The sequence below is a fragment of the Methylorubrum aminovorans genome, assembly GCF_022179725.1.
Classification (GTDB): domain Bacteria; phylum Pseudomonadota; class Alphaproteobacteria; order Rhizobiales; family Beijerinckiaceae; genus Methylobacterium; species Methylobacterium aminovorans.
In genome coordinates this window covers 129,962-150,752 of record NZ_BPRC01000010.1, presented here as the reverse complement: position 1 = coordinate 150,752, position 20,791 = coordinate 129,962, and the positions used below count along the sequence as shown (strand labels likewise).

General features: G+C 69.8%; 17 protein-coding genes. 7 read left to right on the top strand and 10 right to left on the bottom strand.

The window, feature by feature from the left end:
- Positions 1 to 21: 21 nt before the first annotated feature.
- Positions 22 to 1,320: a PQQ-dependent sugar dehydrogenase gene (locus tag MFF24_RS15535; RefSeq protein ID WP_108942138.1), complete on the bottom strand. Its 1,299-nt coding sequence runs from the start codon at positions 1,318 to 1,320 to the stop codon at positions 22 to 24.
- Positions 1,321 to 1,653: 333 nt separating this feature from the next.
- Between MFF24_RS15535 and trxA the strand changes: the two genes are divergently transcribed.
- Positions 1,654 to 1,974, top strand: a complete 321-nt coding sequence (trxA, locus tag MFF24_RS15530; RefSeq protein ID WP_012456650.1) for a thioredoxin — start codon at positions 1,654 to 1,656, stop codon at positions 1,972 to 1,974.
- A gap of 244 nt (positions 1,975 to 2,218) precedes the next feature.
- Here trxA and MFF24_RS15525 read toward each other — a convergent pair whose 3' ends face one another.
- From MFF24_RS15525 to MFF24_RS15500, 6 genes are all read right to left on the bottom strand, one after another.
- Positions 2,219 to 3,130: an outer membrane protein gene (locus tag MFF24_RS15525; protein WP_238225385.1), complete on the bottom strand. Its 912-nt coding sequence runs from the start codon at positions 3,128 to 3,130 to the stop codon at positions 2,219 to 2,221.
- Between the two features lie 537 nt (positions 3,131 to 3,667).
- On the bottom strand, positions 3,668 to 4,993 hold the full coding sequence (locus MFF24_RS15520; protein ID WP_238225383.1) for a bifunctional folylpolyglutamate synthase/dihydrofolate synthase: 1,326 nt from the start codon (positions 4,991 to 4,993) through the stop codon (positions 3,668 to 3,670).
- A gap of 114 nt (positions 4,994 to 5,107) precedes the next feature.
- Positions 5,108 to 6,028 carry an acetyl-CoA carboxylase, carboxyltransferase subunit beta gene (accD, locus tag MFF24_RS15515; RefSeq protein WP_108942141.1) on the bottom strand — a complete coding sequence of 307 codons (921 nt, stop codon included), beginning with the start codon at positions 6,026 to 6,028 and terminating at the stop codon, positions 5,108 to 5,110.
- 166 nt (positions 6,029 to 6,194) lie between these two features.
- On the bottom strand, positions 6,195 to 7,037 hold the full coding sequence (trpA, locus tag MFF24_RS15510) for a tryptophan synthase subunit alpha (RefSeq protein ID WP_238225381.1): 843 nt from the start codon (positions 7,035 to 7,037) through the stop codon (positions 6,195 to 6,197).
- Between the two features lie 180 nt (positions 7,038 to 7,217).
- The gene (nudC, locus tag MFF24_RS15505; RefSeq protein ID WP_238225379.1) at positions 7,218 to 8,177 is read right to left on the bottom strand and encodes an NAD(+) diphosphatase; all 960 of its coding nucleotides are present in this window, start codon (positions 8,175 to 8,177) and stop codon (positions 7,218 to 7,220) included.
- 11 nt (positions 8,178 to 8,188) lie between these two features.
- Entirely contained in the window at positions 8,189 to 8,605 is a 417-nt protein-coding gene (locus MFF24_RS15500) for an HIT domain-containing protein (protein WP_238225377.1), read from the bottom strand.
- Between the two features lie 300 nt (positions 8,606 to 8,905).
- On the opposite strand from MFF24_RS15500, the gene MFF24_RS15495 reads away from it, so the two are divergent.
- Together MFF24_RS15495 and MFF24_RS15490 are read left to right on the top strand one after the other, a co-directional pair.
- A complete protein-coding gene (locus MFF24_RS15495; protein ID WP_166061548.1) occupies positions 8,906 to 9,958 on the top strand; it encodes an HD-GYP domain-containing protein in 1,053 nt (350 codons plus the stop codon).
- Positions 9,959 to 10,119: 161 nt separating this feature from the next.
- Complete coding sequence (locus MFF24_RS15490; protein WP_238225375.1) at positions 10,120 to 11,823, top strand: DEAD/DEAH box helicase; 1,704 nt, start codon at positions 10,120 to 10,122, stop codon at positions 11,821 to 11,823.
- Between the two features lie 327 nt (positions 11,824 to 12,150).
- Here MFF24_RS15490 and MFF24_RS15485 read toward each other — a convergent pair whose 3' ends face one another.
- The gene (locus MFF24_RS15485; protein WP_238225373.1) at positions 12,151 to 13,116 is read right to left on the bottom strand and encodes a hypothetical protein; all 966 of its coding nucleotides are present in this window, start codon (positions 13,114 to 13,116) and stop codon (positions 12,151 to 12,153) included.
- Positions 13,117 to 13,584: 468 nt separating this feature from the next.
- On the opposite strand from MFF24_RS15485, the gene MFF24_RS15480 reads away from it, so the two are divergent.
- The 4 genes from MFF24_RS15480 (at position 13,585) to MFF24_RS15465 (ending at position 18,166) form a co-directional block, all read left to right on the top strand.
- Positions 13,585 to 15,102 carry an ATP-binding protein gene (locus tag MFF24_RS15480; RefSeq protein ID WP_238225372.1) on the top strand — a complete coding sequence of 506 codons (1,518 nt, stop codon included), beginning with the start codon at positions 13,585 to 13,587 and terminating at the stop codon, positions 15,100 to 15,102.
- 10 nt (positions 15,103 to 15,112) lie between these two features.
- Complete coding sequence (locus MFF24_RS15475; protein WP_017483679.1) at positions 15,113 to 15,802, top strand: response regulator transcription factor; 690 nt, start codon at positions 15,113 to 15,115, stop codon at positions 15,800 to 15,802.
- A 26-nt stretch (positions 15,803 to 15,828) separates the two neighbouring features.
- A complete protein-coding gene (locus MFF24_RS15470; protein WP_238225370.1) occupies positions 15,829 to 16,512 on the top strand; it encodes a TenA family protein in 684 nt (227 codons plus the stop codon).
- A gap of 163 nt (positions 16,513 to 16,675) precedes the next feature.
- Positions 16,676 to 18,166 (top strand): amino acid permease, encoded by a 1,491-nt coding sequence (locus tag MFF24_RS15465; protein ID WP_108942148.1) that lies wholly within the window; start codon positions 16,676 to 16,678, stop codon positions 18,164 to 18,166.
- 225 nt (positions 18,167 to 18,391) lie between these two features.
- Here the strand turns inward: MFF24_RS15465 and MFF24_RS15460 are convergent, their stop codons facing one another.
- On the bottom strand, positions 18,392 to 19,297 hold the full coding sequence (locus MFF24_RS15460; protein WP_108942149.1) for an MBL fold metallo-hydrolase: 906 nt from the start codon (positions 19,295 to 19,297) through the stop codon (positions 18,392 to 18,394).
- 190 nt (positions 19,298 to 19,487) lie between these two features.
- Complete coding sequence (locus MFF24_RS15455; RefSeq protein ID WP_238225368.1) at positions 19,488 to 20,708, bottom strand: L,D-transpeptidase family protein; 1,221 nt, start codon at positions 20,706 to 20,708, stop codon at positions 19,488 to 19,490.
- Positions 20,709 to 20,791: the final 83 nt, after the last annotated feature.

Genomic DNA, 20,791 nt, shown 5'->3' with positions numbered 1-20,791 from the left:
CGCAAGGACGGTTGCGTCGCCTCAGCTGCTCTTCTTCGGCGTCAGCTTGACGATCTGCCCGTCATCCTCGGTGACCGCGTAGACGGCGCCGTCGGGGCCGACCCGCACGTCGCGGACGCGGTGCTCTAGCGGGATGCGCTCCTCGGTGACCACTTTGTCGCCGTCGAGCTTGAGCACGACGATGCCCGTGCTGACGAGGCCGCCGATGAGGAACTGGTTCTTCCAGGCGGGGAACGCGTCCTTGTCGTAGAGTGCCATGCCCGAGGGGCCGATCACTGGATCCCAGTAATAGACCGGCTGCACCGTGCCGCCGGCCTGGGTCTGGCCGTCGCCGATCTTCTCGCCGGAATACTCGATACCGTAGGTCACCACCGGCCAGCCGTAGTTGAGGCCGGGACGCGGGCGGTTCAGCTCGTCGCCGCCGCGCGGCCCGTGCTCGACCGTCCAGAGCCGGCCCTGATTGTCCAGCGCGGCGGACTGGATGTTGCGGTGGCCGTAGGACCAGATTTCCGGCTTGGCCTTCTCGCCGCCGGTGAAGGGGTTGTCCTTCGGCGCGTTGCCGTCGGTGTCGATGCGGAAGACCTTGCCCAGCCCGCTGGTCAGGTCCTGCGCCTGCCCGCGGGTCTGCTTGTCGGAGCGCTCGCCGACCGTGACGAACAGCTTGCCGTCCGGCGCGAAGACGAGGCGCGATCCGAAGTGCTTGTCGCCGTCATAGGTCGGCATTTGGCGGAAGATCACCTTGACGTCGTCGAGCCGGGCCTTGCCGTCGCTCTCCACCAGCTTGGCCTTGGCCACCGTGGTGCCGTTGCCCTTGTCCCGCGGCTCGCTGTAGCTGAAGTAGACTGTACGGTCGGCGGCGAAGCTCGGACTCAGGGCGATGTCGAGCAGGCCGCCCTGCCCTTTCGGATCGACCTTCGGCACGCCGGCCACCGGCTGGCCCACCGTGCCGTCCTTGGCCACGATGCGGATCTTGCCGGCCTTCTCGGTGACGATCATGCGCCCGTCGGGCAGGAACTCCATCGCCCAGGGGCTGTCCAGGCCCTTGGCCACGACCGCGGTCTCGACCTCGGTCTTCTGCGCCGGCTCGGGCGCGCGGGTCTGGTTCGGCAGGAGCGGCTTGTACTCGGTATTCTGCGGCTCCTTCTCGGCGACGGACGTGCCGGCGCTCGGCGCGGCCGGTGCCTGGAACGACTCGCCCTGGATGCGCGGGGCGCGCGTGTCCTCGCCAGCGCCCTGACCGGAGGGCGCTTGCGCGAAGGCGGAGGCATCGAGGCCGAGGGCCGCGACGGTGGCGAGCAGAACGGAAAGAGTGCGCGTCACGTCGTTTGATCCTTGTGCGGGTCGCCGATCCTGCCCGCCAAATGGGGCGCGGGCGGCCCATGGCGAGGCCTGTGGCGCCGCAGGCGCCCGGAGGCGGCGGTTTTGCGCGAGGATTGTAGGCAAGAACCACGAGCAAGAATTACGGGGATGAGCCGCGCCGGATCCATGTGGGTTTGGCGCCTCAGACCCGTGACCGGGGCGCGACGCCTTGACCGGGGGGCGGGGCGTCGCCAATTCTCGGCTCACCGTGTGGCGCCGAACCCACTCCCCGGTGCCCTCCATGCGGGAGCCTTCCATGGACCCGCATGGGACCGCGTGTCGAAAGGACCTACGATGGCGACCGTGAAAGTGACCGATGCGAGCTTCGAGCAGGACGTTCTGCAGTCCGCCGAGCCCGTCGTGGTGGATTTCTGGGCGGAGTGGTGCGGCCCCTGTCGGCAGATCGGCCCGGCGCTGGAGGAGATCTCCGTCGATCTCCAGGGCAAGGTGAAGATCGCCAAGGTCAACGTCGATGAGAATCCCGGCATCGCCTCGACCTACGGCATCCGCTCGATCCCGACGCTGATGATCTTCAAGGACGGCAAGCTCGCCAGCCAGAAGGTCGGCGCCGCTCCCAAGGGCGACCTCTCCCGCTGGATCCAGGCGAGCGCCTGACCCTACGCCGGATTCCGGCCCGACCGATCCGAGACAGCCCGGCCGCGAGGCCGGGCTTTTTCATGTCCGCCGATTGCCCAGCGACCGGGTGCCCTCGACGATACGTCATACCGTTTCCGGTCGATCGCTTCGGCCTCGCCTCGCGATGCGGACCGAAGTCGCGGGCGGATGCCGTATGAAATGCAAGAAGCCCGGCCTTGCGGCCCGGCTTCCTGGTTTCGAGACCCTTTATGGGAGGTTCGGCTTAGTAGCTGCCGAACTTGTAGTTCAGGCCGGCGCGGATGACGGCGAAGTCGACGTCGCGGCGGGCGGTGTTGTTCAGGATGGTCGAGGGCGAGATCGGGCCGGCCGCGGTCAGCGGGGTCGCGGAGACGATCACGCCGTTGGCGTTGGCGAAGCCGTAGCGGCTGTTGTTGCCGTCGAAGTTCACGTACAGACCTTCGACCTTGAGCGTCACCGCCGAGGAGCGGAAGAAGTTCAGGAACGAGTCGGTCGGGAGCGCGTACTCGACGCCGCCGCCAGCCGCGTAGCCGGTCTTGAAGTCGTCGGTGTCGACGGCGCGGCCGCCACCGAAGCTGCCGTAGGCGAAGCCGCCGGTGCCGTAGAACAGGACGCGGTCGAAGGCGTAACCGATACGGCCGCGGACGGTGCCGAAGAAGTCGAGGCCCTGGACGCCGGTCGGGTTGATCAGGGTCACGCCCGGCTGCACGAAGGCGCCCGGGGTCACGGCGCAGGCGATGCCGCTGGTGCCGCAGAGGCCGTTACGGCCGAAGCGGCCGCCGAGGTCGGCGTACTGGGCGTCGGCTTCGATACCGATCACCACACCCGAACCCGGGGTGAACTGATAGTTGTAGCCGATCTGACCACCGCCGACGAAGCCGTCGCTGCGGCCGCCGTTGTCGAAGGCGAAGCCGCCGATCGCGCCGACCGGTCCGCCGATCACGCGGCGGTCGATCGTGACGACCTGCGTCGGGGCCAGGGAGTCCTCGACGCCGAAGCCGTAACCGGCGTTGAGACCGGCGTAGAAGCCGGTCCAGGTGAAGACCGGGACGGGCGTGAAGACGGGCGGCGGAGCGGCGCGGCGCGGCAGGTCGGCGGCGGAGGCCGCGGCGGTCAGCGCCGTGAAGGCGGCGAGAGAGGTCAGAAGCTTTTTCATTTTTTGATCCCCAGCAGAAACCCTATCGACCGCAAGCTAGACCATTTCTCCGGCCCGAGATGTAGCGAGCAGGACACACTGGCGGTGAGACAACCTGGCTGACGGGCGGTCGCAACTGGCTCGGGGCATGGTCGAAACCAGACTTCGCGCCGCGGCGGACGCATCGGATGCCTCGGGACCGAAGAGGGTAGCCCTCAGGAACTTGTCGAGCCGCGGCATCGCAGAAGGTTCCGGCCGCATGAACCCGCTCGCGGACGATCCTTCGCCGGGCCGCGATGCTTCAGGGGTCGATCGGTGGAAGGTACGGGCAAGCCGATCTTGGCTTGCGGCTTTCGCGTGCAACAGCTTTCCGGTGCGGATGTGCTGTTCTGGCGGCTCGAGCCGGACCTGTTCGTCTGCCCACTACCCGCTCGCGTCGGCCGAATAGCCTGCCCGGCACATTCCGTTCGCTCGCACCGTGCGGCCGGTCGGAGCCTTCGCTCAGCCGCCGCGCGGACTCGCCGATGCGATGTCCGCACGAGCGGGCGGGAATCACAATCAGACCGGAATCGTGCCGTTGGCCTCCAGCACGGCGCCCGCCAGATAGAGCGAACCGCAGATCAGGACGCGCGGCGGACGCTGGAAGACCGTGTCCGACAGGCTCACCACTGCCGCCTCGACACTCGGCGCGACCTCCGCCGCGAGACCGACGGTGCGGGCGATCTCCGCCACTTCCTCGGCGGGGCGTGCGGCCACCTGGCCGGTGATCGGCACCGCGATGAGCGAGCGGGCGAGGCCGACGAAGTTCTTCAGGAAGCCCTCCGCGTCCTTGGTGCCGAGCAGCCCGACGATGAGGACCAGCGGCGCGTCGCTGCGCTCGCCGAGATCGGCCATCGCCGCGGCGAGGATGCGCCCACCATCGGCGTTGTGGCCGCCGTCGAGCCAGAGTTCGGCATCCCTCGGCATCCGCTCGGCGAGTGCGCCGCGCACGAGGCGCTGGAGCCGGCCCGGCCAATCGACGTTGCGCAGGCCCGCCTCCAGGGCCGCCGTGCCGATATCGCCGAAGCCCGCCGCGCGAAGCGCCGCGATGGCGGTGCCGGCATTGGTGAGCTGGTGGCGCCCCGCCAGCCGGGGGCGCGGCAGGTCGAACAGGTCGGTCTCGTCCTGAAAGACGAGCCGCCCGCTCTCCTCGTGGACCGAGAAATCCTGGTTGCCGACGCGCACCGGCACCGCGCCGACCCGCTCGGCCTGGCGGCAGAGCACGGCATCGGCCCCGGAATAATCCTGGGCGGCGATCACCGCCGGGCAGCCGCGCTTGATGATGCCGGCCTTCTCCATCGCCACCGCCTCGACGGTGTCGCCGAGATATTCGGCATGGTCGCGCCCGATCGGGGTGACGACGGCGCAGGCCGGGTGGTCGATGACGTTGGTGGCATCGACCCGGCCGCCGAGGCCGACTTCGAGCAGCAGCACGTCGGCCGGGCATTCCGAGAACAGCAGCAGGGCCGCCGCCGTGGTGATCTCGAACACGGTGATCGGATCGCCCTTGTTGGCCGCCTCGCACCGGGCGAAGGCGTCGGCGAGCCGGTCCTCGGCGACGTAGTGGCCGCCGCCGATGCCCCCTAATCGGATGCGCTCGTGGAAGCGCACGAGGTGGGGTGAGGTGTAGACGTGGGCGGCCAGCCCCCCCGCCTCGAGGATCGCCCGCATGAAGGCGATGGTCGAGCCCTTACCGTTGGTGCCGGCGACGTGGATCACCGGCGGCAGGCGCCGCTCGGGATGGTTGAGGGCCGCCAACAGGCGCTGGATGCGCCCGAGCGACAGGTCGATCGTGCGCGGATGCAGGGCGAGGAAGCGCGCCATCAGCGCATCGGAGGAGTCCATCTCGCGCGAAGACCTTCTGTCGCGAATCGGTTTCAGAGTGCCTCACAAAACGCCCGATTGCCGACGGTTCTCGCTCTGGCGAAGACAGCGCAGCGGGCGTTTTGTGAGAGACACTCAGGCGGCGTCCGGCAGCGGCTCGGGAGCCACGGGCGCCGGCGGCGTTCCGGCAGGGGCCTGCCGGACGTCCATCAGCAGGCCGCAGAGCCGGCTGATCGTCTCCTTGAGCTGGTGGCGATGCACGACCTGATCGACCATGCCGTGCTCACGCAGGTATTCGGCCCGCTGGAAGCCGTCGGGCAGCTTCTCGCGGATGGTCTGCTCGATGACGCGCGGGCCGGCAAAGCAGATCAGCGCGCCGGGTTCGGCCAGGTGCACGTCGCCGAGCATGGCGTAGGAGGCGGTGACGCCGCCCGTCGTCGGATTGGTCAGGACCACGATGTAGGGCAACCGCGCGGCGCTGAGCCGGCGCACCGCCACCGTAGTGCGCGGCATCTGCATCAGGGAGAGGATGCCCTCCTGCATCCGCGCCCCGCCGGAGGCGGCGAACAGCACGTAGGGGGTGCGCTTCTCCAGCGCCGTCTCGGCGCCGCGGACGAAGGCCTCGCCGCCGGCCATCCCGAGGGAGCCTGCCATGAAGCCGAATTCCTGGGCCGCGATCGTCATCGGCAGGCCGCCGACACGGCCGAAGCCGATCTTGAAGGCGTCCGCCATGCCGGTCTTGGCCCGCGCCTCCTTGAGGCGGTCGACGTAGCGCTTCTCGTCGCGGAACTTGAGCGGGTCGGCCGGCACCTCCGGCAGCGGAACGTCGATCCAGGTTCCCTCGTCGAACATCATCTTCAGGCGCGCCGTCGCGCTCATCTTGAGATGGTGCTCGGAGCCGGGAATGACCCAGTGGTTCTGCTCGACTTCCTTATGGAAGACCATCTGGCCGGTATCGGGGCACTTGATCCAGAGGTTCTCCGGCGTCTCGCGCTTGAACAGCGTCTTGATCCGGGGCCGTACGACCTCCGAGATCCAGTTCATCGGCTCGACCATGGCGTCGGACTCCCTGTCTGACCGCGTTCCGTCTGACCGCATCCTGCCGGACGGCGGTCGCTTGCCACGCTGATATCGGATCGCCGCCACCTCGATGCCAAAGAACGCTTCGAAGGGGCTCTTCGCGTGCGTCGTCCGGCGAGGCGGGCGGCGGATTGAGGGGCGCTCAGGCCTCGGCCGGCGCCTTTCTGGTGCTGCGCACGCCCTCGGCCAGCTCGCGCACCAGGGCGGAAACCGCCTCCACCGTGCCGCTGCCGGCCCGGTCGCCGGGCTGGAGGCTGCGCGCCAGCGCATCGACGAGGGCCGAACCGACGACGACGCCGTCGGCGCCGCGGGCGATCTCGGCGGCATGCGCGCCGGTCTTCACCCCGAAGCCGACGACGACGGGTAGGTCGGTCTGCGCCGAGATCCGGCCGACCGCCTGCGAGACGCGGCCGAAATCGGGGGTCGCGGTGCCGGTCACGCCGGTGATCGACACGTAGTAGACGAAACCCGCCGTGTTCGCGAGCACGGCCGGCAGGCGCCGGTCGTCGGTCGTCGGGGTTGCGAGCCGGATGAAGGCGAGACCCTTCTCCCGGGCCGGCAGGCAGAGTTCCTCGTCCTCCTCCGGCGGCAGGTCGACGACGATCAGGCCGTCGATGCCGGCATCCCTCGCGTCCTCCAGGAAGCGGGGCACGCCGTAGGTATGGATCGGGTTGTAGTAGCCCATCAGCACCACAGGCGTCCGGTCGTCGCCCTCGCGGAAGCGGCGCACCAGCGCCAGCGTGCCGCGCAGGTCCTGGCCCGCCTTCAGGGCGCGCAGGCCCGCCGCCTGGATCGCCGGCCCGTCGGCCATGGGATCGGTGAACGGCAGGCCGAACTCGACGATGTCGGCCCCGGCCTTCGGCAGGGCTTCGAGCACCCTGAGCGAGGTTTCCGGATCGGGATCGCCCGCCATGACGTAGGTGACGAGGGCGGCCCGTCCTTCCGCGCGGCAGCGGGCGAAAGCGGCATCGATGCGGGCGGTCATGCTTCTCGCTCCCGGCGGCCCATCCGGCCTGTGAGGCCCGGGACACGGTGTCCCCAGGCTACCCGACAAGGCTCGGCTTCCCCGGCCGATTGTCTTGGCCGATTTCGATGGCCGACTTCTCGGCCAAGTGGGGGCGCCTACACCATCCGCACGCGTCCGTGAAGCGCGTGCGGGCCGGGCTCACCCCTGCGGGGCCGGCGGAGCTGCGATGACGCCGTCGACCCAGTCGCGCAGCAGCAGATGGGCGATGGCGGTCGGCGGGGGTACGGTGAGGCCTTCCGGGTGCGTGCCCGCGATCATCTGCACCACCTCCGCACGTGGGAACCAGCGGGCATCCTCCAACTCGTCGGGATCGGTCCGGACATCCTCGGTGAGGCCCTCCGCGACGCATCCGAGCATCAGCGAGGCCGGGAAGGGCCAGGGCTGCGAGGCGTGATAGGCGACCGCGCCGACCGCGATGCCGGTCTCCTCGCGGGTCTCGCGGCGCACCGCGTCCTCGACCGTCTCGCCGGGCTCGATGAAGCCGGCGAGGCAGGAATACATCCCCGGCTTGAAGTGCCGGCCGCGCCCGAGCAGGCAGGCGTCGCCCCGCCGCACCAGCATGATCGCCACCGGATCGGTGCGGGGGAAGTGGTGCAGCCCGCAGGCTCCGCATTCGCGCCGGAAGCCCCCGGCGGCGATGGCAGTCGGGCTGCCGCAATTGCCGCAGAAGCGGTGGCGCGCGTGCCAGGCCAGCAGAGACTTGGCGGTGGCGATCAGTCCCTGCTCTTCGCGGGCGACGGCGCCCTCGGCGGCGAGCGCCCGCAGGTCGAGGGCGCGGTAGCCCGGCGCCGGAAACAGGGAAGTGGCCTCCTCCGCCACCGCGCCGGCAAAGACGGGCCACCCCTCGACCCGGCCGAGGAAGATCTCGACGGCGCGCGCGCCCGCCCGCTCCGCTTCGTCGGGCCCCAGCAGAGCCGTCCCGGTCTGCTCCGGGTCAGTGCGCAGGATCACCGTCTCGCCCGCCATCAGCACGAGGCGTGCCTCGGGCCCGGCCTCCGCCAGGACGGGCGCCGGGCCGAACTCGGCGGAGTGGCGTACGAGGCGGCTCGCGGCGTAGGCGAGCGCGTCCCGGCTGGTAAGGTCGGGCGAGCCGGTCATGGCCAAGTTCCTCACGCGGCCACGAACAGGGCGGCAGCCCGTTCGAGCAGGGCGGCGCGGGCATGCGGCGGATAGGGCTTTGGCTCGCCGACGCCCCAGACCGGTCCGGGCCAGGCCGGGTCCGAGCGGAAGCGGGCCACGACGTGGATGTGGAGCTGCGACACCACGTTGCCGAGCGCCGCGACGTTCACCTTGTCCGGCCGTGCGAGCGACTGCACGACCCCGACCGCGATTCGGATTTCCTCGAAGGCGAGGCGTGCCTCCTCGGGGGTGAGGTCGGTGAGTTCGCTCAGGTTCGGCCGCCGCGGCACGAGGATCAGCCAGGGGAAGCGCGCATCGTCCATGAGGAGGACGGAGCAGAGGGCGAGATCGCCCACGGGATGGGTGTCGGCGGCAAGCCGCGGATCGAGGGAGAAGGCGTCGGTCATGCCGGGGATCTAGCGCGCCGGCCCGAAAAGTGGTGGCCGGTTTTCGGATCGGCCGGCGCGAGGCAGGAGACCGGTGCCAGCCCGACAAGTGGTGGCCGGTTTCCGGACCAGCCGGTGCGAGGCGGGAGACCGGTGCCGGCCCGGAACGAAGCGGCCGGCCTGCGGCTTGCACGGCGGCCCGGACCGCTCGAAGATCGGACGAATCGTTTCAATTTCGGTTAACCATGTTCAGGCACGCATGATGCGGCGATCGGGAGTCGGCGGGCGGCGGGCCGCGTCGGGATCGCCATGGATGACGCGATGACGGGCGGCGCGGAAGGAAGCGGGAACGCGGTCGTCGCTGTCGTGGCGGCGCGAACCCCGGCCCCCCTGGTCCTCGCCCTGCGCGGCCAGCCCTGCAGCGCCAGCATCGTCGCCGTCTCGGGTCGCGTCGTCGAGGATCTCGTCGCCGAGGCGCCCGCCGTGATCGTGGTGGAAGCCGAGCCCGAGCGTTTCGACGCCCCGGCCCTGATCCGCGCCCTGCGGGAGCAGGACAGCCTCGCGCGCACGCCCCTCCTGCTGGTGGCCGGCGGTGAGGCGCGGACCCTGCGCCGGATCGGCCGGGAGGCCGGCGCGACCGACGTGCTGTCCAAACCCTTCGATGCCGGCGAATTGCAGGACCGGGTCGGTGTGCTGATCGATCTCGCCCTGGCGCGCCGGGAGAACGACGACCGCGCGCAGGCGATGCGGCGCGACGCGATGCGGGCGGCGGCCGAAGCGGTGGCGCGAGAGCGTGAGCTGATCCGCCGTCTGATGCTGGCCGCCGAGTTCCGCGACGACCGGGCCGGCGACCATCTGACCCGCGTGGCCGGCTGCGTCATCGCCGTGGCTGAGGGGCTCGGCCTGTCACCTGCGGAAGCCGACGACGTCGCGCTCGCCTCGACCATGCACGATATCGGCAAGATCGGGGTTCCCGATCACATCCTGATGAAGGCCGGCCCCCTCACGCCCGAGGAGTGGGAGGAGATGCGCCAGCACGCGTTGCGTGGCTACCACATGCTGCACGACAGCTCCTCGCGCCTGCTTCAGATCGCCGCCGAGATCGCCCTGACCCACCACGAGCGCTGGGACGGCACCGGCTATCCCCGCGGCCTCAGGGGCGAGGAGATCCCCTGCTCCGGCCGGATCGTCGCCGTCGCCGACGTGTTCGACGCGCTGATCTCCGCAAGAAGCTACAAGCCCGCATGGTCCCTGGACCGGGCGCGCGCTCATCTGGAGGCCGAGTCCGGGCGGCATTTCGACCCGGCCTGCGTCGCCGCCTTCCTCTCGCGCTGGGAGGACATCGTCGCCCTGGTGGAGGAGCGAGCGGCGTAAGCGCGCTCGTCGTTCCGCAGTTCATCACGCAGGCGAGCGGCTCTGGCCCGCATGCAACGCCCCCACGCGGTGCAGGTAGTGGTCGGCGCGTCCGCTTGCGGCTAGAAGCGGCGCTTGATTCCGATCCGGCCGATGATCGCCGGTCCGAAGGCGCACCTCCCTTGCCATTTCCGTCTCTGCCCTCCCCCCTCGCCCGGGCGCTCACCGAGCGCAACTATGCCGAGCCGACCCCCGTCCAGCAGGCGGTGCTCGATGCCGCGCCGGACCGTGACCTGCTCGTCTCGGCCCAGACCGGCTCGGGCAAGACTGTCGCCTTCGGTCTCGCCATCGCCGGCACGCTGCTCGGGCCCGAGGAGACCCTACCGCCGCCGGCCGCGCCGCTGGCCCTCGTCATCGCGCCGACCCGCGAACTGGCGCTTCAGGTGCAGCGCGAGCTGACCTGGCTCTATGCGCAGACCGGGGCGCGGGTCGTTCCCTGCGTCGGCGGCATGGACCCGCGCCGCGAGGCCCGCGCGCTGGAGGCCGGTGTCCACATCGTCGTCGGGACGCCGGGGCGTCTGCGCGACCACATGGAGCGGGGCCGGCTCGTCACTGACGAACTGCGCGCCGTCGTCCTCGATGAGGCCGACGAGATGCTCGATATGGGCTTCCGCGAGGATCTCGAATTCATCCTCGCTGAAACCCCGGCGGACCGCCGCACCCTGCTGTTCTCGGCAACCCTGCCGAAGGCCATCGTCGCACTCGCCGAGAGCTACCAGCGCGACGCCCTGCGCCTCGCGGTCGCCGGCGAGACCCGTGGGCATGCCGATATCGTCTACCGCGCCGTGCGTGTGATGCCGCGCGAGGTCGAGCACGCCGTCGTCAACGTGCTGCGCTACGTCGATGCGCCGGTGGCGATCGTGTTCTGCAACACCCGCGACGGGGTGCGCCATCTCCAGGCCTCGCTGACCGAGCGCGGCTTCTCGGCCGTGGCGCTCTCGGGCGAACTCGGCCAGGGCGAGCGCAACGCGGCGCTCCAGGCCCTGCGCGACGGTCGCGCCCGCGTCTGCGTCGCCACCGACGTCGCCGCACGCGGCATCGACCTGCCGGGGCTCGACCTCGTCATCCACGCCGACCTGCCGCACGATGCCGAGGTGATGCAGCACCGCTCCGGCCGTACCGGCCGCGCAGGCCGCAAAGGCACGAGCGTCGTGCTGGTGCCGCCCGCGCGGCGGCGGCGCGCCGAGCAGATGTTCGCCATCGCCAAGGTCAGCCCCGATTGGAGCGGCCCGCCGAATGCGGACGAGATCCGCGCCCTCGACCGCGAGCGGATGATGTCCGATCCGCTGCTCGCCGAGCCCGAGACGGAAGAGGACCGCGAGTGGGAGCGGGAATGGGCCGAGGCGCTGATGGAGCGCTGCCCGCCCGAGCGTCTCGCCGCCGCCTTCGCCCGGCTCTACCGCTCGCGCATCCCTGTCCCGGAAGAAGTCAGCGATCCGGCCTACGAGACCAGCCGTCGCCCGGATTCTCGCGGCGTTCCGGTCGGCGCCCCGCGGATCGGCGAGGACGAGCCGGCCGCCTGGTTCCGGCTCAATCTCGGCCGCCGCGACCGGGTCGAGCCGCGCCGCCTGCTGCCGATGCTGACCCGTCGCGGACAGATCGGCCGCGGTGATATCGGCGCGATCCGGATCTTCGACAACGAGACCGCCTTCGAGGTGCGAGCCAGCGCCGCGGAGGATTTCGCTGCCGCCTTCGCCCGGCGCGGGCCGGCGGATGTCCGCATCGAGCGGATGCAGGGGGATGGTCCCGCACCCGCCAAGGCGCCGAAGAGCCCCCGAGCCCAGCGTCACCGCCGCGAGGCGACCAAGACCGGCCGGGGCGGCTGAGCGAAGCCGCCGGGCGATCGCATTGCCGGCGGATCGTTAGGGATCAGCCCTCTCGCCGTCATCCCGGAGGCGCACGGCGTAAGCCTGGGATCCACCCACGATTCGGCGCTGGGGCAGGACGTGGAAGCCCGTCGTGGCTTGAACGCCTCCGTCGCCCGGAATGACGGCGGTGGGGGCGAACCGAAGCGATCGAGGGCGCAACCTCTTCGGGTAGGTCGCGCCACGACGTCGCCCCGCGATGACGGAGGCGAGACCGAGGCGGTTAAACGGAAAATCGTCGGGAAAGCTCGCGATCGGCGCGCTGGCGGCCGATCGGTCTACGAACGGCTACTCGTTGCCGGACTTTTTGCCGAGCAGGCCGCTCACGGCGGCGTCCCAGCCCTCGCGGATCTGGCGACCGCCCGGAATCTTGACGCCGAGCAGTTCGGGTTCGTCCGCCGAATCCTGCGCCGGGTTGGCTGCGGGCGGCTGCGCCGAAGCGGTCTGGGTCGGCCGCGTCTCCGCCGTCCGGTTGCGGGGAGCCGGCATCGCCTTGCGGGCGGCATCGGCTTTCGCGGTTTCGGCCTTCGCCTCGGGTTTGGATTCAGACTTAGCCTCAACCCTGGCCTCAGCCTTGGCGATCTCAGGCTTCGCCTTCGGCGCGGGCAGCGAGACGAACTTGGCGGGCTGTTCCGTCTTGGCCCGGACGGTCTCGCTCCGGCTCGGAGGCAGAGGGACCGTGACCTTGGCGGGGGCCAGCGCTGCCGCCGTGCGGCCCGTGGCCGGGAGCGTGGAGGCGGGTTCGATCGGAGGGGTGCCCCGCGCCGGCGACGCCGCGGCGGCTTGAACCGTCGCTGCGCCTCGGGCGGGCAGTGCGGCTTGGGTCGGTGGCGTGGCTTGAGCGGGCAGGGTCGCTTGGGCCGTCGGTGCGGTTTGGGCGGGCGCCGTGGCTTGAGCCGGTGCCGCGACCGGGATGGCGGCCGCTGCTTGGACCGGCAGAGGAGGCGATGGCGCCGGCGCGGGTTCGGCGGACGGAAGACTCGCCCGGCGCGGTTCGATCACGGGTCCGCCCGTCGTTGGCGCCAGGGCCGGAACACCGTCCTTCAGGTCGGGCCATTGCGAGGCGACCGGTGCGATCCGGGTCGGCCGGCTCCGCGGATCGGCGAGATCGGAGAAGAACGAGAACGCCCCGACGGCGAAGACGACGAGGGCCACGCCCCCGCCGGCGACGCCCGCGATCACGGGCAGCCGGAACCGGGCCTGGGCTCTCGCCTCGGACGGACGGGCTTCGGACGGATGAATCGCCACCGACATGCGGCCGGCCTCTTGCACGTTGTACCCCTGCAACAACACGGCCTCGGCAATGCGGCGGCAAGATGTCCGCGCGGCCTGAACAGAATTCAGGCGCCGGCCATCCACACGAATCTAGCGGAATCTCCGAGGCGGACAAACCTGACCGGACGGCATGTGCCGCGGACAAGTCTCGCCCCGATCTGTTCTCGCCGACGTTCTTATCGGACGCGATTTAACGGAGCGTGTAACCCGCAAGAGCGCTCGCGCCGCTTTCGAGGCCGGCGACCATAAGAGAAACATCAGTGGGCCGTGCGACCCTGCGGCGCGGCCCCGGCATGGACTTTCGCCGAGCGATCGGCCACGGTGCCGTCCGTGCCGAAAGAGTAGAGATCTGAGACTTTTATCCGATGTCGGCTTGCCGAATTGTCCCGGGCCGAGCCGGTCCGCGGTGCCCTCGGCGGGCGGTGGCCTGACCGACCGCGAGGGCCCGTGCCGAATCCCGCCGCACTGCAACCCGATCTGTCGCCGATGATGGCGCAACCGACGTCCGATCCCAACGCCGACGCGGCGCAGGATCGGGCCGCCGTGCCGTTCTGGGCCGGCTGGCCGACGCGCACGCGCCTGATCCTGATCGTACTCGCCATCGACGTCGTCGCCGCCCTGGTCTCATGCGGCGTGATCGTTCTGACCGCGCGCAGTGCCGTGAAGGTCGAGATGGCGGCCAGTCTCGCCACCGTCGAGCCCTTGGTGGCCGACACCATCCGCTCCCTGCGCAGCCCGAGTCCCGAGAGCGTGCTCCACACCCTCGACCTGCGCTTTCAGGCCCTGCGCCATGTGCGCGTGACGATCCTCAATGCGGAAGGGCAGCGGGTCGGCTTCGGTCCGTCCGAGCAGGGGCGCGAGCAGCGCACGGCGCCGCGCTGGTTCGTCCGGCTGATCGCCCCGGAGCCGCACCAGCACGATCTGCCGATCATCGTGCGCGGCGAGCGGATCGGCACCGCCGCGATCACGACCCAGCCCCTCGACGAGATCGAGGAGGTGTGGGGTTATGCCCGCTCGCTGGCGCTCGCCAGCCTGATCCTGAACCTCGCGGTGCTCGCCGCCCTTACCCTGGCGCTCGGGCGCATCCTGCGACCGCTCGGCCGCCTCGCGAACGGGCTGACCCGGCTGGAGCGGCACGACTACACCGCCCATCTCGACCCGCCCGCCTCCCGCGAATTGGCGGTGATCGCCGAACGGTTCAATCGCGTGGCCGGGGCGTTGTCAGAGGCGCGGGCCGCCAACGGCCGTCTCAACCGCCAGCTCCTGACGGCTCAGGACGACGAGCGCGCCCGTATCGCGCTGGAACTCCACGACGAGTTCGGTCCCTGCCTGTTCGCCCTGGAGGCGAACGCGGCCTCCGTGGCGCGGCTCGCCGCCAGCCCCGGCGAGATCGACCGCGGTCGGCTCGCTTCGCGCGCCGGGGATATCGGCAGCATCGTCGGTCAGGTTCAGGTCCTCAACCGGGACCTTCTCAACCGGCTGCGCCCGCACGGCCTCGGCGAGGTGCCGCTCGCCGACTGCCTCAACCTCCTCCTGCGCGACTTCCAGCGGCGCCATCCCGAGACGCGTTTCGAGGGCTCGTTCGAGGGGCTGGCTCAAGGCTACGGCGACATCGTCGACCTCACCGTGTTCCGCTGCATCCAAGAGAGCAGCACCAATGCCGTGCGCCATGGCGATGCCCGCCATGTCAGGGCCCGCGTGGCGCAGGAGTCCGACGCCGCCGGTCTGATGACTCTTCGGATCAGCGTCGAGGATGACGGCACCGGCATCGCGCCCGGCCACCGCGTCGGCCTCGGCCTGTCCGGCATGCGCGAGCGGGTCGAGGCGCTCGGTGGCCAGTTCCGCCTCGACACGGCTTCTCTTGACAACGGCGCCTCCGGAACCGTTGTCCGGATCACCCTCCCGATCGATCCCGAGCGCGACGGCAGCGAGGTTCCGCCTCCGCCCGCGCCGCAACCCAAGTGATGCGTGTCAGATGAACGCCCCGGTCAGCAGCCCCGTGATGAAAGCGGCGTCGAGCAAGGGCGGACCCGTCCCGGTTCTGGTCATCGATGATCACCCGATCGTCCTGCAGGGCTGCCGCCGCGTGCTGGAGGATGCCGGGATCGAGACCGTGGTGGAGGCGACCGGCGTCGTCTCCGGCTACCGCGCCTTCCACCGTCTGCGCCCGCCGGTGGTGATCTGCGACCTGACCTTCCAGGGCAGCGGGCTGGCCGGCCTCGCCCTGATCCGGCGCATGCGCGCCATCGAGCCCGAGACCCGTGTCCTCGTCTTCTCGATGCACAACGATCCGGTCATCGTCTCGCGGGCGCTGGAGGCCGGGGCGCTCGGCTACGTCCTGAAGGATCACGCCTCGAACGAGCTGTTCCAGGCCTTTGAACGCGTGCGTGCGGGCGAGGTCTATCTCGACCGGCGGCTGGCGACCGAGGTCGCCATGCTGCGCGCCGATCCACGCCGCACGCCGGAGACCCAGCTGACGCCGCGCGAGCAGCAGATCCTCGCCCGCCTCGCCCAGGGCAAGTCCTACGGCGCCATCGCCGCCGACCTCTCGGTCAGCTACAAGACCGTCACCAACGCCTGCTCGCAGATGCGTCAGAAGCTCAAGGTGCGCACGCTGGCCGAACTGATCCACGTGGCGGTGACGCAGGCGCAACGGCAGGGCTGATTTTCCTCGAAGACGGAGCGCCGTTCTTGGCCGATACCCCCTCTGCCGGGCGCTTCACGCAGGAGGCCTGGGCCCGCAATCTCGCGGCCTACGAGACCATCCGGAGGATGCCGTTCAACGCGGAACTGGCGGAGGGCTCGCTGAGCCCTGAGCGCTTCCGCCGCTACATCGTCCAGGATGCGCATTACCTGATCGGCTTCGGCCGAGCGCTGGCGCTCGCCGCCGCCAAGGCGCCGCACCCCGACCGGATCGTGCAGTTCGCCCGCGGCGCCGAGACCGCCATCGTGGTCGAGCGGGCCCTACACGGCGGCTTCTTCCAGGCCTACGGCATCGATGCTCGGACCTTTGCCGCGACGCCGCTCTCGCCCGCCTGCGACCACTACGTCGCGTGGCTGACGGCGACGGCCTATGCCGAGCCCTACGAAGTCGTGCTCGGGGCGCTCCTGCCCTGTTTCTGGATCTATGCCGAGGTCGGCCGCGACATCTTCTCCCGCGCGGACTCCGACAATCCCTATCGCGCCTGGATCGACACCTATGCCGGCGAGGAATTCGGCGCGGCGGTGGCCGCGATGATCGCCGCGACCGACGAGGCCGCGGCGGACGCCTCACCCCTCCTGCGGGAGCGCATGCACGCGGCCTACACCCACGCGACCCGCCTCGAATACGGGTTCTGGGACGGGGCCTACCGCGACGTTTCCTGGCCGCTGTGACGCGAATCCGACAGCGGATCGCGACATCTTGGCCGTTTCCTTGCACGGTCTTGTCACGGCCGGCCGTTGCGCACATGCCGGTTTCGCGGTTGATCTACGAGATGTGACGCCGTGCCTTCCCTCTCATCGGGAGCGGCGGCATCAAGCGGGGGGTGAGACGGACATGGCGTCAGGCTTGGCGAGTGATCTCTTTCGGATCAAGACGCTGGAACGGCTCAACGCCGACGCCGAATCCGGCGAAAACAAGCTGGAACGCCATCTCGGCCCTTGGAGCTTGGTCGGTCTCGGCATCGGCGCGGTGATCGGAGCGGGCCTGTTCTCGCTCACCGGCATCGCCGCCGCGGAGCATGCGGGCCCGGCCGTGACGCTCTCGTTTGCCATCGCCGCCATCGGCTGCGCGCTCGCCGGCATGTGCTACAGCGAGCTGGCCGGCATGATCCCGGTCGCGGGCTCGGCCTACACCTACACCTATGCCACGATGGGCGAATTCATCGCCTGGATCATCGGCTGGGATCTGGTGCTCGAATACGCGGTCGGCGCCGCCACCGTCTCGGTGAGCTGGTCGCGCTACGTCACCCGCTTCATGCGTGATACCCTCGGCATCAACCTGCCGGGCTCCCTCGTGCACTCGCCCTTCGAGACCTACCAGCTCGCCGACGGCACGATGGCGCACGGCCTCGTCAACCTGCCGGCGATCCTGATCGTGGTCCTGACCTCGGCCCTGCTCATCGTCGGCATCCGCTCCTCGGCGCGCGTCAACGGCGTGGTGGTGCTGATCAAGCTCGCGGTGGTGATCACCGTGATCGGGGTCGGCCTGTTCTACATCAAGGCCCAGAACTACGACCCCTTTCTGCCGGCCAACACCGGCACCTTCGGCGAGTACGGCTGGAGCGGCGTGATGCGCGCGGCCGGCGTGGTGTTCTTCGCCTATGTCGGCTTCGACGCGGTCTCGACCGCGGCGCAGGAGGCCAAGAACCCCCAGCGCAACATGATGATCGGCATTCTCGGCTCGCTCGCGATCTGCACCGCGCTCTACATCGCGTTTGCGGGCGTGCTGACCGGCCTCGTCCACTACGACGCCATGCGGGGTGACGCCGCCCCGGTGAACACCGCGATCGCCGCGACCCCGTATCCGTGGCTGAAGAGCCTCGTCACCTTCGGCGTGATCTGCGGCTTCTCGACCGTGATCCTCGTGCTGCTGCTCGGCCAGAGCCGAGTGTTCTACTCGATGTCGAAGGATCGCCTCCTGCCGGGCTTCTTCTCGGCGATCCATCCGAAGTGGAAGACGCCCTACCGCTCGAACCTGTTCTTCATGGTGTTTACCAGCGCGCTCGGCGGCTTCCTGCCGATCTCGCAGCTCGGCCACATGACGAGCATTGGTACCTTGCTCGCCTTCATCCTCGTCTGTGCCGGTGTGATCATCCTGCGCCGCACCCAGCCCGACGCCCCGCGCGCCTACCGCACGCCGCTGGTGCCGTTCGTGCCGATCCTCGGCGCGCTGTTCTGCCTTGCGATGATGCTCTCGCTCGACGGCGATACCTGGCTGCGCCTGATCATCTGGCTGGCGATCGGCCTCGTGATCTACTTCGCCTGGAGCCGCAAGCACAGCCGCATCGGCCGCGAGGAGGGTGCGGGCGCGACGACGGCGATGTGAGGTCGGCGGTCGGTCTCACTCGCGTGGGACCATGACATGACGAGAGGCCCATCCGACACGCATCGGGTGGGCCCTTCTCTATTCAGCGTTGGGACGATTCAGCGTTGGGACGCGTAGGGTCCCAGACTTGGTCTTGATCCAATTTCTTGGGATCACGAGCCAGCCAGCCGTTCCGGCAGCCTGAGCAGCGATGGGCCTGCCCAGAAACCGCGTTCAAGCCAGTTTTCAGGCCCGGCGGGCCAGGGCCAGCATCGGCGGCTCGGCGAGGCCGATGAGGGGGCGGCCCACCTCGATCGACTGGCGCTCGCGGGCGATGAAAGCGGTCGGCATCTCGGCCTGCATCTCGGCCTCGACCTTGCGCAACTGCACGTCGGAATGGGCCGGGTGCAGGTGGATGATGCCGAGTGCCTTGACCCCCGCTCCCTTGGCCAGCTCGACACCCTTCTGCCAGGTCGAGTGGCCCCAGCCCTTGCAGCAGGGATACTCGCCCTCGGTGAACATGCCGTCATAGACGAGGAGGTCGGCCCCCTCGACGAAGCGGCACAGCTCCGGATCGGGCCAGTTCGTGCCGTGCTCGATGTCGCTGATGACGCAGAGGCGCTTGCCGCCGTAATCGAAGCGGTAACCCGTCGAGCCCTGCGGGTGGTCGAGCAGGATCGTATCGACGCGGATGCCGTCGGCGAAGGTCAGCGACTCGCCTGCCTTGAAGCCGTGATGCTTGAAGGTGCAGGGCAGCACGTCGAGGGTCACCGGAAACAGCGGCGGCGAGAACAGCCGGTCGAGCGCGTCCTGCGCGCTGGCACCGTCGAGATTCCCGCAATAGGTGTGGATCGTGTGGCCGCAGTTCATCACCGCCGGCTTGAAGAAGGGCAGGCCGGCCGTGTGGTCGAGATGGAGGTGGCTGAACAGCAGGTCGATGTCCTGCGGCAGCGACTCGCGGCAGCTGCGCCCGAAGGCATTGAGCCCGGAGCCGGCATCGATGACGAACAGGCGATCCCCGCAGCGGATCTCCAGGCACGGCGTGTTGCCGCCGAACTCGGCGGTCTCGGGGCCGCTGACCGGCGTGGAGCCGCGTACGCCCCAGAAACGCAGGACGAGGGCGTCGTCCTTGGCTGGATATGGCAGGGTCATGGATCGGCACCAATGCCCGGTTTCATGCCGGGCTTTCTCGGGTAGCAGTGGCGCCGCCGTGCGCATCCGCGCACGTTTTCGCGGCTGTCCTTCGGCCCCTCTTCGGGCACGGAGTGTACAGTGCTGAGATGGGGCCCCGCCATTCGGGTCTGTGTGCGTGCTCGCACACGCCGTTTTGAGGAGGTCCAGGTCAGCGCTGTGCTACCTTCTCAACCGATGGTTGCGGAGATGCAAATTCGGGCAGTGGCATTGTCGCCTCGATGGCAGCGCGGGCCAAGCTCGGCCAGCTCTGCGCGTAGCCCGCAGCGCGTGGCGCGAAGCGCTCCGTTCCGGCCTCGTAGGGTGGCACGAAATCCGCGGTCCGCACCGCCAACGATGGGCTGCCGGCGCCGATCCAGACGGCCCAGACGGCCTCCGGCACCGGCGGGAGCGGAGCCGGCCGGCGCCGGGCGGGGATCAGCACGACCTCCTGGCCGGCATAGGCCAGGGCCTCGGGCCGGCTGATGTCGCCCACCGGAAAACCCTGGCGGATGCGGGCGGCCCAGAAGGCGTGCTGCCCGCCATCGGAATAGGTCGTGCGCACGGCCGCCGCGCCCTCCTCCACCAGGGCGGCGATGCGGTCGGTCTCGTCCTTGTGCAGGGCGGTGAAGGCCGCCTCCTTGGCCGGATCGGGCGAGGGCGCGAAGGCGTAGCGTCCGCCCGAGACGCTCACGACCGGTTCCTCGCCGGTCGCCTCGAAGCGGTCGGAGCCCTCCTTCAACTGGCGCCAGAAGGCGATGTTGGGGTCGGTTCGGTGCCGGGCCATGTTCGCAGCGGTCATGCGGAACGGGAAGGACTGGAACTGAAACGCCCGTTGCCCGCCGGAGAAGGCCTCACGGGCAATGGAAAACAGTTCTCCCGCCACGGCATCCGTCATGGCGAAGCAGCCCATGGAGGAGCAGACGCCGTGGACCATCACCGCCGAGCCGGTGGAGCCGTGCGCCCGGTCGTAGGCGTTGGGGTAGCCGACGTCGAAGGAGAGGTAGTAGCGCGAGTTCGGGTTCATCTGGCTCTTGGCCACGGTGTAGAACCCCTCCGGCGTCTGCCGGTCGCCGGTCTTGGTCTTCGGCCCGAGCTGACCGGACCAGCGACAGATCGGATAGGTCTTGATCGGCACGTAGCGGCCGGCGGCGTTGCGCTTCCAGACCTCGATCTCGGATTCCTTCTTGTAGGCTCGCAGCACGATCGGCGAGGCGGCATCGGTGCCGCGTGCCGCCATCAGCGCCAGGGTCGCGGCCGGGATCGGTGCGTTCGCCTTTTCGGCCAGGGCGAGCGTGTTCGAGGCGGAGACGAACAGCAGCCCGATCACGGCCGATACGAGGGTGCGCAGGCAAAACCTCGCAAGGCGTCGGGATCCGTTCGGGGAAGGCATATACCGTCTCGATCGAGGCCGGGTTCGACCGGCGGCGCCCAAGGGCGACGGAATCGGATTGTGCCCAAGCTTTGGGGCGGTTT